Raw genomic sequence first — 13,501 nt, 5'->3', positions numbered from 1 at the left:
CTTTCTTTGTGACAACGTGTTACAACTGTAGCAAGGGGCTTGGGACGGTAGGCTATAATGCCGCTCTTGACCAATCCCCGCCGCCCTGCCGTCCGCGCAGCGCGGCCCAATTCACGATGATGCTAATTATTGCCCGTCCCGGCCGGAGGGCGGCATGAGTTTGATGTTGCGCGCCCTGTGGTCCTACCGCGGCTTTGTGCTGGGCAGTGTCCGGCGCGAGTTCCAGTCCAAATACCGCAACACCATGCTGGGCGCGGCCTGGACCGTGCTCAGCCCGCTGGCCATGATACTGGTGTACACGCTGATCTTCTCGCAAGTGATGCAGAGCAAGCTGCCGGGCAACAGCACCGAGTACGGCTACAGCATCTACCTGTGCGCCGGCGTGCTGGCCTGGGGGCTGTTCTCGGAAATCGTCACGCGCGCCCAGAACATGTTCCTGGAGCAGGCCAACCTGCTCAAGAAAATCAGCTTCCCGCGCACCAGCCTGCCCGTCATCGTGGTGCTCAACGCGCTGGTCAACTTCGGCATTATCTTCGGCCTGTTCACCGCCTTCCTGCTGCTGTCGGGCCAGTTCCCGGGCGCCGTCTTCCTGCTGCTGATACCGGTGCTGCTGCTGCTGGTCATGCTGGCCATCGGCCTGGGCCTGGTGCTGGGCGTGCTCAATGTGTTCTTCCGCGACGTGGGCCAGTTCTTCACCATCTTTATCCAGTTCTGGTTCTGGTTCACGCCCATCGTCTACCCGGCCAGCATTTTGCCGGCCGAGGTGCGCGGCCTGCTGGCCTGGAACCCGATGGCGGCCGTGATCCAGGCCTGCCAGACCATCCTGGTGGCGGGCCAGGCGCCGGACTGGGCCAGCATGCTGCCGGCGCTGGCGCTGGCGCTGGCGCTGTGCCTGCTCGGCATGAAATTGTTCCGCAAGCGCGCGGGTGAAATGGTGGATGAACTCTGATGGGCTCGATAACAGTCAGCAACCTGGGCAAGGCCTACAAACAATATCCCACGCGCTGGTCGCGCCTGGGCGAGTGGCTGCTGCCCTTCCGCGGCGTGCGCCACAAGCTCAAGTGGATCCTGCAGGACATTAATTTCCACGTCGCGCCCGGCGAGGCCGTGGGCCTGATCGGCATCAACGGCGCCGGCAAGAGCACGCTGCTCAAGCTGATCACCGGCACCACCCAGCCCACCACGGGCGGCGTGGCCATGCAGGGCCGCGTAGCGGCGCTGCTGGAGCTGGGCATGGGCTTCCATCCCGACTTCACCGGCCGCCAGAACGTCTACATGGCCGGCCAGCTGATCGGCATGACGGTGGCCGAGATCACCGCGCTGATGCCCGACATCGAGGCCTTCGCCGAGATCGGCGACTATATGGACCAGCCGGTGCGGGTGTACTCCAGCGGCATGCAGATGCGCGTGGCCTTTTCCGTGGCCACCGCGCGCCGGCCCGACATCCTCATCGTCGACGAGGCGCTGTCGGTGGGCGACACCTATTTCCAGCACAAGAGCTTCGAGCGCATCCGCCAGTACCGCCGCCAGGGCACCACGCTGCTGCTGGTGTCGCACGACAAGCAGGCCATCCAGTCGGTGTGCGACCGCGCCATCCTGCTCGACGCCGGCCGCCTGGCCCGCAGCGGGCCGCCGGAGGAAATCATGGACTATTACAACGCCATGATCGCCGAACGCGAGAACGCCGGCGGCACGCTGCGCCTGGCCGAGCGCGCCGACGGCAAGGTGCAGACCATTTCCGGCACCGGCGAGGCCAGCGTGGCCGAGATCGCGCTGCTGGACGCGCAGGGCCAGCCGGTCGAAGTGGTCGACGTGGGCGCCGACTGCGCGCTGCGCGTGACGGTGCGCGCGCGCGACGCCATCCCGCGCATGGTGCTGGGCTATATGATCAAGGACAGGCTGGGCCAGTGCATGTACGGCACCAACACCCACCTGAAAGAGATGGCGCTGGACAACGTCGCGCCCGGCGAGACCGTGGTGTTCGAGTTCCGCTTCCCGATGAATTTGGGGCCGGGCACGTATTCCGTGGCCACCGCCATCGTCAGCACCGACACCCATCTGGTCAACAACTACGAATGGCGCGACCTGGCGCTGGTATTTACCGTGATGAATATGCGCCGCCCCCACTTCGAGGGCACGGCCTGGATAGACCCGACCATAACGATCAGCCGCCCATGACCTTTCTGACCTACGCCCAGAACTTCGAAGACGTGCTGCTGTGGCGCGCGCTCGGCCACATCAAGAACGGCTTCTACATCGACGCCGGCGCCAACGACCCCGAGCTGCACTCGGTCACCAAGGCCTTTTACGACGCCGGCTGGTGGGGCATCAACATCGAACCGATGCCGTCCTACCAGGCCCAGTTCGTCGCGGCGCGTCCGCGCGACATCAACCTGGCGGTGGCGGTGGGCGCGCAAGCGGGCCAGATCACGCTGTACGACACGCCGGACATCAACGGCTGGGCCTCCACCGACAGCGCGGTGGCCGAGGCGCACCGCAAGGACGGCGTGGCGGTGCAGGAAGTGACCGTGCCGCTGCGCACGCTGAGCGACATCTGCGCCGAGCATGTGCGCGGCGACATCCACTTCCTGAAGATCGACGTGGAAGGCTTCGAGGGCGAAGTGCTGCGCGGCATGGATTTCAAGCGCTGGCGCCCGTGGGTGCTGGCCATCGAGGCCACCATGCCCAACAGCCGCGAGACCAACCACGGCACCTGGGAACACCTGGTGACCGGGGCCGGCTACCGCTACGCCTATTTCGACGGCCTGAACCGCTACTACGTGGCCGACGAGCATGCCGAACTGCTGGACGTGCTCAACATCCAGGCCAATGTGTTCGACGGCTTCATCAGCCACCACCTGGACAAGGCCTGGAAGCGCCAGGAGGAGCTGGGCCTGCTGGCCCAGCAAGCCCAGGCCAGCGCCGCCGAGAACGCGCAGCTGAGCGAAGCGGCGCACGCCGAACTGCGCGTGGCGCAGGAACAGACGGCGCGCGCCCACCAGCAGGCCGAACAAGCCATCGCCCGCGCCGACGAGGCGGTGTGGCGGGCCGACACCGCCATCGCCAGCGTCAACCAGGCACTGGCGCTGGCCGGCGAGCAGGCGGCGCAGTCCGCCCAGCGCGCCGACGCCGCCGTTGCCGCCTCATTGCGGGCGATCGACGCAGCCGCCGAAGCAAGCGCGCGCGCCCACCATTTCGAAGTCGCCTCGCACCATGCCGGCCAGGAAATCCTGCGCCTGCAGGGCCTGCTGACCCAAGCCGCCGAACAGGCCGCGCAACAGTACGCCGCGCAGCAAGCGGCCGCCATCGCGCTGCACATGCAGCTGGCCCAACTGCAGCAGCACGCACAGGCCATGGAACGCAGCTGGCGCTGGCGCTTCGGCATGCCGGCGGGGGTGCTGCAGATCCAGGGCGGACGCCTGAAACGCGCGCTGCGCCCGGCGCTGCGCAGCGTGATCGAACGCATGAAGCGCAGCGAAGGCATGCGCCGCCTGCTGCTGCCGCTGGTGTGGCGCTTCCCGCGCCTGGCCGAGCGCGTGCTGGCCACCCTGCGCCCGCCCGCGCCGCCGGCACCGCCGGCTATCCCGGCCATGCCGCCCATGCCGCCCATGCCGAGCGCGCACCCGCCCGGCGCGGCCGCATCCGCCGAGCCGGCCGCTGCGCCCGTGACGCCGGCCGTGTCCGCCGAACTGGCCGGCCTGCCGCTGTCGGTACGCGCCGTGCTGGCCGATCTCGGCCAGGCCATCCGCCACTCCAACAACTGAACCCCATGCGCCTCGTTATCGATCTTCAAGCCTGCCAGCATGGCAGCCGCGGCAACTGCGCCGCCACCACCGCACTGGTGCAGGCGCTGGCCGCCAGCGCCGGCCAGCACGAACTCTGGGTGGCGCTGCATGCGCAGGCGCCCGGCCAGGAAACCCTGCGCCACGCGCTGGGCGGCAGCGTGCCGGCCGGCCGCATCCGCAGCTACAGCCTGCCCGCCGTCGATGCCGGCAGCCCGCGCAGCGCATGGCAGGCCGAAGCGGCCGCGCTGGTGCGCGGCAATTTCCTGCAGGCGCTGGGCGCCGACCTGGTGTACGCACCCGGCGGCGCCGAGACCGAGGCCGATGGCGCCGCCGGCAAGGCGCCGCTGCAACTGGGCGGCGCCTTGCCATCCGGCGCGCCGGAGGCGGCAGCGCTGGCGCTGTGGCGCCAGTTCGAAGCAGCGCGCGCCGCTGCGGACACGGCCACGAAATCCGCTCCGCCCGCCCGCCCGCGCCTGGCCTATCTGTCGCCGCTGCCGCCGGAAAAATCCGGCATCGCCGACTACAGCGTCAGCGTGGTCAACGAACTGGCGCAGTGGTACGAGATCGACATCGTGGCCGAGCAGGCCAGCATAGAACCCGGCCTGCTGCAGGGCGAATTCCCGCTGCGCGACGTGGCCTGGTTCGAGCGGCACGCGCACGAGTTCGACCGCATCGTCTACCACTTCGGCAACAACCACATGCACCGCTATATGTTCGAGCTGCTGCAGCGCCATCCCGGCGTGGTGGTGCTGCATGACTTCTTCCTGTCCGGCGTGGTGGACCAGATCGAGCGCGGCGGCTACCGCGCCGGCGCCTTCTACCAGGCGCTGTACGACTCGCACGGCTACGGCGCGCTGCTGCGCCAGGAGCAAACCAGCCGCAACGACACCATCTGGGCCTATCCGGCCAACAAGGCGGTGCTGGACCACGCGGCCGGCATCATCGTGCACTCGCCCTACGCGGCCGCCCTGGCCGAGCAATGGTACGGCCCCGGCGCCGCCGAAGGCTGGCGCGTGCTGCCGCTGCCGCGCGTGCCGCTGGGCGGCCTGGAGCAGGAATACAGCCGCGCCGCCGCGCGCGAACGCCTGGGCCTGGCCGAGGACGACTTTATCGTGTGCACCTTCGGCATGATGGGCGCGACCAAGCTGAACGACGAACTGATCGACGCCTTCCTGGCCTCGCCGCTGGCGCAGGACCCGCACTGCCGCCTGGTGTTCGTGGGCGAGAACAATGTCTTCGAATACGGCCAGGCGGTGGACGCCAAGATCGCCGCCAGCGGCCTGGCCGAGCGCATCGCCATCACCGGCTTCGTCACGCCCGAGCTGTACGCCAGCTACGCGGCGGCGGCCGACATCGCGGTGCAGCTGCGCAGCATGACGCGCGGCGAAACCTCGGCCGCCATCCTGGACTGCCTGCTGTACGGCGCGCCCACCATCATCAACGCGCACGGCGCGGCGGTGGACCTGCCGGACGAGGTGCTGGTCAAGCTGCCGGACCAGTTCGCCGTAAGCGAACTGAGCGACGCGCTGGCGCGCCTGCACGGCGACGCCGCCCTGCGCGCCAGCCTGAGCCGCGCGGCGGCCAGCCACACGCGCACCCACCATACGCCCAGCCACGCCGGCCCGCTGTACCGCGAGGCCATCGAGCACTATGCGCAGCACCATCCGCGCCAGCACTACCGCAAGCTGCTGGGCGCGCTGGGCGCCATTGATGCTGGCGCCGCCGGCACCGATACCAAGGCCCTGCCCGGCAAGGACGAGCTGCTGCAGGCGGCGCACGCGATCGCCTTCAACCAGCCGCCGTCGTCGCCGCGCCAGCTCTTCGTCGACATCTCGGCCCTGGCCGACACCGACCTGAAGACCGGCATCCAGCGCGTGGTGCGCAGCGTGCTGCACGCGCTGATGGTGAACCCGCCGGCCGGCTACCGCATCGAGCCGGTGTACGGCTGCGGTGGCAACCAGCCCTACCGCTACGCGCGCCGCTTCACGCTGGACATGGTGGGCGTGGGCGAGCACCTGAAACTGGAAGACGCGCCCATCGAGGCGCGGCACGGCGACCTGTTCCTCGGCCTCGACCTGTTTACCAACGGCACCGCGCAAAACCGCGAACTGCTGCAGCAGATGCGCGAGCGCGGCACGCAAGTGTATTTCGTCATCTACGACGTGCTGCCCATGCTGCATCCGCACTGGTTCCCCTTCGGCACCGAGGAATACTTCGGCCACTACCTGGACGCCATCACCCACTCCTCGGACGGCGTGGTGTGCATCTCGCGCGCCGTGGCCGACGAGCTGGCGCAATGGAAGGCGCAGCGCGAAAACCTGCGCGCCACGCCGCTGCAGGTGGGCTATTTCCACCTCGGCGCCGACATCGACGCCAGCAAGCCGAGCTTCGGCCTGCCGGACAACGCCGACACCGTGTTCGCCGCCGTGGCGGCCCGCCCCAGCGTGCTGATGGTGGGCACGGTGGAGCCGCGCAAGGGCCACGGCCAGGCGCTGGCGGCCTTCGACCGGCTGTGGAAAGACGGCGTGGACGCCAACCTCATCATCGTCGGCAAGGAAGGCTGGATGGTCGAGAAGGTGGCCAAGCTGCTGCGCAAGCATCCGGAATGCGAGCAGCGCCTGTTCTGGCTGGCCGGCGTGTCCGACGAAATGCTGCTCAAGCTGTACCAGAGCTGCAGCGGCCTGCTGGCCGCCTCCGAGGGCGAAGGCTTCGGCCTGCCGCTGATCGAAGCGGCCCAGCACGGCATTCCCATCCTGGCGCGCGACATCCCGGTGTTCCGCGAAGTGTGCGGTACCCATGCGCACTACTTCGAGGACGGCGCGCCCAAGCCGCTGGCGGCCGCCCTGAAACAGTGGCTGGACCTGCTGCGCGCCGGCACCGCGCCGGCCTCGACCGGCATGCCGTGGCTGAACTGGGAGCAAAGCGCGCAGCAGTTGCTGGACGCCATCGTCGGCCAGCGCTGGTACCGCGCGCTGCCTGCCGGGACGCCCGGCGACATGAACAAATGATAAGATGGCCGGCGCGGCGCCGGCCCTAGCCCCACACTTCCACAGACTTGAATTGGAAACCGACATGCAACAAATTAACAACCTCTCGACCCGTTTGACCCAGCACCAAACCCAGATCAAGGCCGCCATGGACCGCGTCATCGCCAGCGGCTGGCTGGTGCTGGGCCCGGAAGTGAAGCGCTTCGAGCAAGACTTCGCCGCCTGGCTGGGCGCGTCGCACTGCGTCAGCCTGGCCAACGGCACCGACGCCATTGAACTGGCGCTCAAGGCGCTGGGCGTGCAGCCGGGCGAGCGCGTGGCCACCGTGGCCAACGCCGGCATGTACACCACGCTGGCCATGCTGGCCGCCGGCGCCGAACCCTTCTTCATGGACGTGGACCTGGACACCCGCGGCGCCACCCTGGCCGAAGTGACGCGCGCGCTGGACGCGGGCGTGAAAGCGGTGGTGGTGACCCACTTGTACGGCCTGGCGCTGCCGGAAATCAAGGCCATGGCGGCGCTGTGCGCCGCGCGCGGCGTGCCGCTGCTGGAAGACTGCGCGCAGGCGCATGGCGCCACCGTGGACGGCCAGCGCGTGGGCACTTTCGGCGACGCCTCCACCTTCAGCTTCTACCCGACCAAGAACCTGGGCGCGCTGGGCGACGGCGGCGCCGTCGTCACCAGCCGCGCCGACGTGGCCGCCACCGTGGGCATGCTGCGCCAGTACGGCTGGACCGCCAAGTACAAGGTGGAACTGCCGGCCGCGCGCAACAGCCGCCTGGACGAGCTGCAAGCGGCCATCCTGAGCGAATTCCTGCCGCTGCTGGACGCGGCCAACGCGCGCCGCCGCGACATCGCCGCGCGCTACCGCGCCGGCATCGTGCACGCGCAGGTGCAGACCCCGGCCGACGCCGGCGCCGCCTCCGTGGCCCACCTGTACGTGGTGCGCAGCCCGGACCGCGACGCGCTGCGCGAGCACCTGAAGGCCAAGGCCATCGGCTCCGACGTGCACTACCCGATTCCCGACTACGCGCAGCCGGTGCTGGGCGCGCGCTTTGCCGGCGTCAAGCTGGCCAACACCGAAACGCTGGCGCGCGAAATCCTGACGCTGCCGTGCTACCCGGAAATGACCGACGCCGAAGTGGACGCGGTGATCGCCGCCGTCAACAGCTGGCAGGCATAAGCGGCATGGGCAGCATGAAGTTTTCCGTAGTCATCCCGGTCTACAAGAACGAGGAGTCGATCCCGCGCCTGCTGGCCGCCGTGCAAGGCATGAACCAGGCGCTGGACGGCCAGCTCGAAGCCGTGTTCGTGGTGGACGGCAGCCCGGACCAGTCCTTCGCGCTGCTGCGCGACGCCCTGCCCACGCTGCCCTTCGCGGCCCAGCTGCTGGCGCACTCGCGCAATTTCGGCTCCTTCCCCGGCATCCGCACCGGCCTGCAAGCGGCGCGCGGCGACTACTACGCGGTGATGGCGGCCGACCTGCAGGAGCCGCCCGAGCTGGTGGTGGAGTTCTTCCAGTCGCTGGAGCGCGACGAGTGCGACGTGGCCATCGGCACCCGCACCACGCGCGAGGACCCGCTGCGCTCGCGCCTGGCGTCCGGCCTGTTCTGGGGCATGTACCGCCGCCTGGTAGTGCACGACATGCCCGAGGGCGGCGTGGACGTGTTCGGCTGCAACCGGCAATTCCGCGACCAGCTGCTGCAGCTTGAGGAATCGCGCTCCTCGCTGATCGCGCTGATCTTCTGGCTGGGCTACCGCCGCAAGCTGGTGGCCTATGCGCGCCAGGTGCGCCAGGAAGGCAAGTCGGCCTGGACCTTCAGCAAGAAGCTGGACTACATGATGGACAGCATCTTCGCCTTCACCGACTATCCGATCCGCATGCTGATACGCATGGGCGCCATCGGTTCCATGCTGTCGATCGGCCTGGGCCTGCTGGTGGCCGCCGCGCGCCTGAGCGGCGCCATCGAAGTGCCCGGCTATGCCGCCACCATGCTGGTGGTGCTGCTGTTCGGCACGCTGAACCTGCTGGGCCTGGGGCTGGTGGGCACCTACGCCTGGCGCGGCTACGAAAACAGCAAGCAGCGTCCGCTGGCCGTGGTGGCCGCGCGCCTGGCGCACGATCCCGCGCCGCAGCGCACGGCAGTGGCGGGCGCCGCCGCCGCGTCGGCCGCGCCCACCGGAGTGTCCGCATGAGTTTGCACCTGAATGACAAGACCGGCTTTTACTCGCAGTTCAGCTTCCTGAGCCGCACGCCCGAGCTGCTGGGCGCGGAATGGCTGGCCGAGCTGGAGGCCGAAGTGGGCGCCGGCAAGGCCCAGGTGCACGAGGGCGCGCCCGGCGTGCGCCTGGTGTACCGCCAGCTGCCCTGGGACAGTAATTTCTTCGGCATCGCCACCTACCGCGTCGACTACACCTCGGCCGCGCCCGGCACGCCGTTCAGCGCGCTCGAACAGGCCTTCGCCTCGCTGCGCGCCCATCTGGCGGCGCAGTCGCCGGCCTGCTACCTGTTCACCGAAGTGCCGGCCGAGGACACCGCCGCCATCGCCGGCATGAGCGGCGCCGGCTGGCGCCTGATCGAAACCCGCGTGACCGGTTTCAGCGACGAGCTGGGCCGCTACACGGCGGAACAGATGGCCGCCGTGCGCAGCGCCACCGAGGCCGACATCGCCGAGCTGCGCGCCACCTCGGTCAACGCCCTGAACCGCTACGACCGCTTCCACGCGGACGATTTTTTCACGCCGCAGCAGGCCGAGGCCATGCTGGCCACCTTCGCCGAAAATTCCGTGCGCGGCTTTGCCGACGACGTGATCGTGCCGGCCGAGGGGCCGGCGGACGCCTTCCTGACCGCCAACCACCTGGCCTCCCCCGCCAGCCTGGGCTTGGGCCAGCTGGGCCGCATGTCGCTGCTGGCCTCGCTGCGCCCGGGCTGGGCGGCGCGCATGATCTGCGGCCTGAGCGCGAAATTCCACGCGGCCGGTTTCGACGCCGCCTTCATCACCACGCAGGCCACCAACCGCGCCGTGCTCAAGGTGTGCTCGCAGGTCGGTTTCCGTATCGGCCGCGGCAGCCACATCTTCTCTACCTACAGCAGAGGCTAATATGCAACAGAACTCCTCCGCCGTCGTGCACGACGGCGCCCAGGTCGACGCCAGCGCCCAGCTGGGCGACTACGTGGTGGTGTACGGCGGCGCCGAACTGGCCGCCGGCAGCGCCGTGGCCGGCTTCACCCAGGTCTGGCCGGGCGTGCGCCTGGAAACCGGCGCCCGGCTGGCCGCCGGCGTGACGCTGGAGCGTCCCGACGAGGCCAGCGGCCACACCGTGTTCGGCACCCACAGCAAGGTCGGCGCCGGCGCCACCATCTGCGCCGGCGTCAAGGTCGGCCAGGGCGCCGTGGTCGAGGCCGGCACCGTGGTGAGCCACAGCGTGCCGCCCTACGCCATCGTGTCCGGCTCGCCGGCGCGCATCGTCGGCTACGTGGAAACGCTGACCCAGGCCGAGCGCCCGAACTGGCACCGCCAGGCCGAATTCCCGGCCACCCAGTCCACCGTGCCGCTGGGCGTGGGCGGCGTGACGCTGCACCGCTTCAAGGCCGTCAAGGACCCGCGCGGCGACCTGTCGGTGGGCGAATTCGCGCGCGAGATTCCGTTCGAGCCCAAGCGCTACTTCCTGGTCTACAACGTGCCGACCGAGAAGACGCGCGGCGAGCATGCGCACCACAAATGCCACCAGTTCCTGATCTGCGTCAAAGGCAGCTGCGCGGTGGTGGTGGACGACAACGCATCGCGCTGCGAAGTGCTGCTCGAATCGCCCGACCAGGGCATCTACCTGCCGCCGCTGACCTGGGGCATCCAGTACAAATACTCGAGCGACGCGGTGCTGCTGGTGTTCACCTCCGACTACTACGAAGCGGCCGACTACATCCGCGACTACGACGAGTTCGCCGCCGTGGTCGGCGCCAAAGCCAACGACAAACAGGGCGCCTGAGTGAGCCGGCAAGCCATGCTGGCGCGCTGGGCGCGCTTCCTGGTGGGCGGCGCCATCAACACCGGCTTCAGCTATCTGCTCTACCTGCTGCTGGCGCTGGCCCTGCCCTACCAGCTGGCCTATCTGCTGGCCTACGCGGCCGGCGTGGTGTTCTCCTACTGGTTCAACGCGGTGGTGGTGTTCCGCGTGCCGCTGTCCTGGGCCGGCTTCCTGGCCTTCCCGCTGGTGTACGCGGTGCAATACCTGATCTCGGCCGCCCTGCTCGGCCTGCTGGTCGAATGGCTGAAGGTGCCGCACAAGCTGGCGCCGCTGGCGGTGGCCGCCTGCATGGTGCCGCTCAGCTATGTGATCAGCAAACTGGTGCTGGCCTGGTCCGCGCGCCGCGTCGCCGCCGGGACGATTAATACAACGGAAATTAAATGAAAAACCATAACCATAGCGGCGCCGCAGACACGGCGCTGCTGGCGCCCCAGTCGCTGGGCGCCATCACGCGTGCCGAATGGCGCTGGTGGCTGCCGGGCGCGCTGCTGTGCTGTGTGCTGGCCAGCCTGATCACCTTCGGTTGGCCGCAGGGCCTGCTGCCCAATCTGAACCTGCCCATCTGGTACACCGGCGATGGCCTGAGCCATTCGTGGTTCATGAAACGCGTGATTGAAGGCTGGGTCCTGAGCAACGAGCACAGCGGCTACCCCTTCGGCTCCGACTTCCACGACTATCCGGGCGCCGATGTCGGCAGCCTGGTGCTGATGAAACTGCTCGGACTGATCAACGGCAACTTCGCCACCGTGTTCAACCTGTACTACCTGGGCGGCTTCGGCGTGTGCTTCGCCAGCGCCTTCGTGGTGCTGCGCGCGCTGCGCCTGGAGCGCCCCTACGCGGCGGCCGGCGCGCTGCTGTTCACCTTCATGCCCTTCCACATGATGCGCGTCTCGCATCTGTTCTACACCTGGTATTTCGTGGCGCCACTGTATTTCTACGCGGCGCTGCGCATGGCCGAGGGCAAGCTGTTTGAAGGCAAGCTGGCCAGCCGTCCGCTGGCCAAGCTGCTGAGCGCCGCCGGCCTGATGCTGATGGCCAGCTTCGGCGTCTACTACGCGCTGTTCGGCGTGCTGGTGTTCGCCACGGTCGCCTTCGCCGGCCTGTGCCGCAGCGACTGGCGTCCGTTCAAGTCGGCCGTGATCGCCTCCACTTTTGTGGTGCTGGGCGTGGCGCTCAATATCGCCCCCAACCTGGCCTACCAGCGCGTGCACGGCGCCAATCCCGAAGTGGCCAACCGCGAGATCGCCAACGGCGAGGTGTATGGCTTCAAGCTGATGCAGCTGCTGTTGCCGCGCGGCGGCCACCGCAGCAGCACCTTGAGCGGCCTGGCCGCACGCTACGAGGCCAGCACGCCGCTGGTCAACGAAAACAGCACCGCCGCGCTGGGCGCGGTGGGGGCGCTGGGCTTCGCGGCCATGCTGTGCGTGGCGGCGGCGGCCACGGCCGGCCGCCGCCCCGGCCGCCGCCTGGGCCTGCTGGCGCTGATCGTGGTGGTGCTGTTCCTGTTCGGCACCATAGGCGGGCTGGGCTCACTATTCTCCATCACGGTGTCCTCGTCGATACGCGGCTGGAACCGCATCAGCGTGTTCCTCGGTTTTGGCGCGCTGGCCGGGCTGATGCTGCTGCTGCAAAGCTGGCTGGCCGGCCGCCTGCAGGGTCGTCGGCTTGCGCTGGGCTCGGCCGCGCTGTGCGCCGCGCTGGCCGGCTTCGGCATGTGGGACCAGTCCGGCGCCGTGTGCACGGCCTGCCGCGTCCTGGTGGAAAAAGAGGTCAAGCAAAACCAGGACTTCGTCGGCGCCATCGAGGCGGCGCTGCCCAAGGGCGCGGCAGTCTACCAGCTGCCCTATATGGCTTTCCCCGAGGTGCCTCAGCTGCACCAGATGTCGGTGTACGACCATATGCGCGGCTATCTGCATTCCAAGGACCTGCATTGGAGCTATGGCGGCATGAAAGGGCGCGAAGGCGACCGCTTCTTCCGCAACCTGTCCGAGCAGCCTATGGAGCGCCAGCTCGACACCATTGCCAAGCTGGGCTTTTCCGGCATCTATCTCAACCGCAACGGCTACGCCGACAACGGCGCCGCCGTGGTCGCCAGCCTGACGGCCCTGACCGGCGCCCCGCCCGCGCTGGTCCGGGCCGACGGCCAGGTGCTGTTCTTCCGCGTGCCGCCGCCGGCCACGCCGCCGGTGGCGGTGCAGGGCAAGAGCGCGCGGCAAATCCTGCAGGCCCTGTACGGCGGCGCCAACGGCAAGCTGAACACGCCGGCCGCGCTGGCCGACGGCATCCGCTTCAGCGACAAAGCGTATCCGGTGATCGTGGCCGCGGTGCGCGGCGTGTCCGTGCCGGAAGCGTGGGGACGCTGGTCGGACGCCATGACCGGCCCCGCTGTGCAGATCGATTTCGTCGAGCCGCTGAGCAAGCGCTTCACGCTGGCCCTGACCTTGCAGCCCTTCGGCCCCAACGCCGGCCAGCCGCTGACGGTGCGGATCGGCAAGCAGAGCCACAGCGTGGTGTTGCAGCCCGGCCCGCAGACCTACCGCCTGCCCTTCGACCTCGGCGCGGATAGCGCGGACCGCCTGGAACTGGTGCCGCCACAGCCGGTGTCGCCGCAATCGCTCGGCGGCGGCGGCGACACCCGCCGCCTCGGCGTCGGCCTGATCCAGGTCAGCATCACGCCCTAGGACGGATTAGCGGCGGACGCAA

General features: G+C 68.9%; 10 protein-coding genes. All 10 read left to right on the top strand.

What is annotated here, in order from left to right:
• The first annotated feature begins 154 nt into the window (after positions 1-154).
• A complete protein-coding gene (locus AC07S4_RS13210; RefSeq protein WP_494987081.1) occupies positions 155-949 on the top strand; it encodes an ABC transporter permease in 795 nt (264 codons plus the stop codon).
• Positions 949-2,178, top strand: coding sequence for an ABC transporter ATP-binding protein (locus AC07S4_RS13205; RefSeq protein ID WP_494987080.1), 1,230 nt, complete (start codon positions 949-951; stop codon positions 2,176-2,178). Before AC07S4_RS13210 ends, AC07S4_RS13205 begins: the two co-directional genes overlap by 1 nt.
• Positions 2,175-3,764, top strand: coding sequence for an FkbM family methyltransferase (locus tag AC07S4_RS13200; RefSeq protein WP_494987079.1), 1,590 nt, complete (start codon positions 2,175-2,177; stop codon positions 3,762-3,764). The genes AC07S4_RS13205 and AC07S4_RS13200 overlap by 4 nt, the downstream gene beginning before the upstream one ends.
• Positions 3,765-3,769: 5 nt before the next feature.
• Positions 3,770-6,793 (top strand): glycosyltransferase, encoded by a 3,024-nt coding sequence (locus tag AC07S4_RS13195; protein WP_494987078.1) that lies wholly within the window; start codon positions 3,770-3,772, stop codon positions 6,791-6,793.
• Between the two features lie 64 nt (positions 6,794-6,857).
• Complete coding sequence (locus AC07S4_RS13190; RefSeq protein WP_494987077.1) at positions 6,858-7,955, top strand: DegT/DnrJ/EryC1/StrS family aminotransferase; 1,098 nt, start codon at positions 6,858-6,860, stop codon at positions 7,953-7,955.
• Between the two features lie 14 nt (positions 7,956-7,969).
• Positions 7,970-8,968: a glycosyltransferase family 2 protein gene (locus tag AC07S4_RS13185; protein ID WP_494987076.1), complete on the top strand. Its 999-nt coding sequence runs from the start codon at positions 7,970-7,972 to the stop codon at positions 8,966-8,968.
• A complete protein-coding gene (locus AC07S4_RS13180) occupies positions 8,965-9,873 on the top strand; it encodes a GNAT family protein (RefSeq protein WP_494987075.1) in 909 nt (302 codons plus the stop codon). Before AC07S4_RS13185 ends, AC07S4_RS13180 begins: the two co-directional genes overlap by 4 nt.
• Before the next feature lies 1 nt (position 9,874).
• Positions 9,875-10,759, top strand: coding sequence for a WxcM-like domain-containing protein (locus AC07S4_RS13175; RefSeq protein ID WP_494987074.1), 885 nt, complete (start codon positions 9,875-9,877; stop codon positions 10,757-10,759).
• Positions 10,760-11,182, top strand: coding sequence for a GtrA family protein (locus AC07S4_RS13170; RefSeq protein ID WP_494987073.1), 423 nt, complete (start codon positions 10,760-10,762; stop codon positions 11,180-11,182).
• On the top strand, positions 11,179-13,479 hold the full coding sequence (locus AC07S4_RS13165) for a DUF7024 domain-containing protein (RefSeq protein ID WP_494987072.1): 2,301 nt from the start codon (positions 11,179-11,181) through the stop codon (positions 13,477-13,479). The genes AC07S4_RS13170 and AC07S4_RS13165 overlap by 4 nt, the downstream gene beginning before the upstream one ends.
• The last annotated feature ends 22 nt before the right edge of the window (positions 13,480-13,501 follow it).

The sequence above is a fragment of the Pseudoduganella sp. GW821-FHT05F09 genome, from assembly GCF_059419605.1.
The sequence above is the reverse complement of the archived record's forward strand: the minus strand, read 5'-3'. Positions and strand labels throughout refer to the sequence as shown.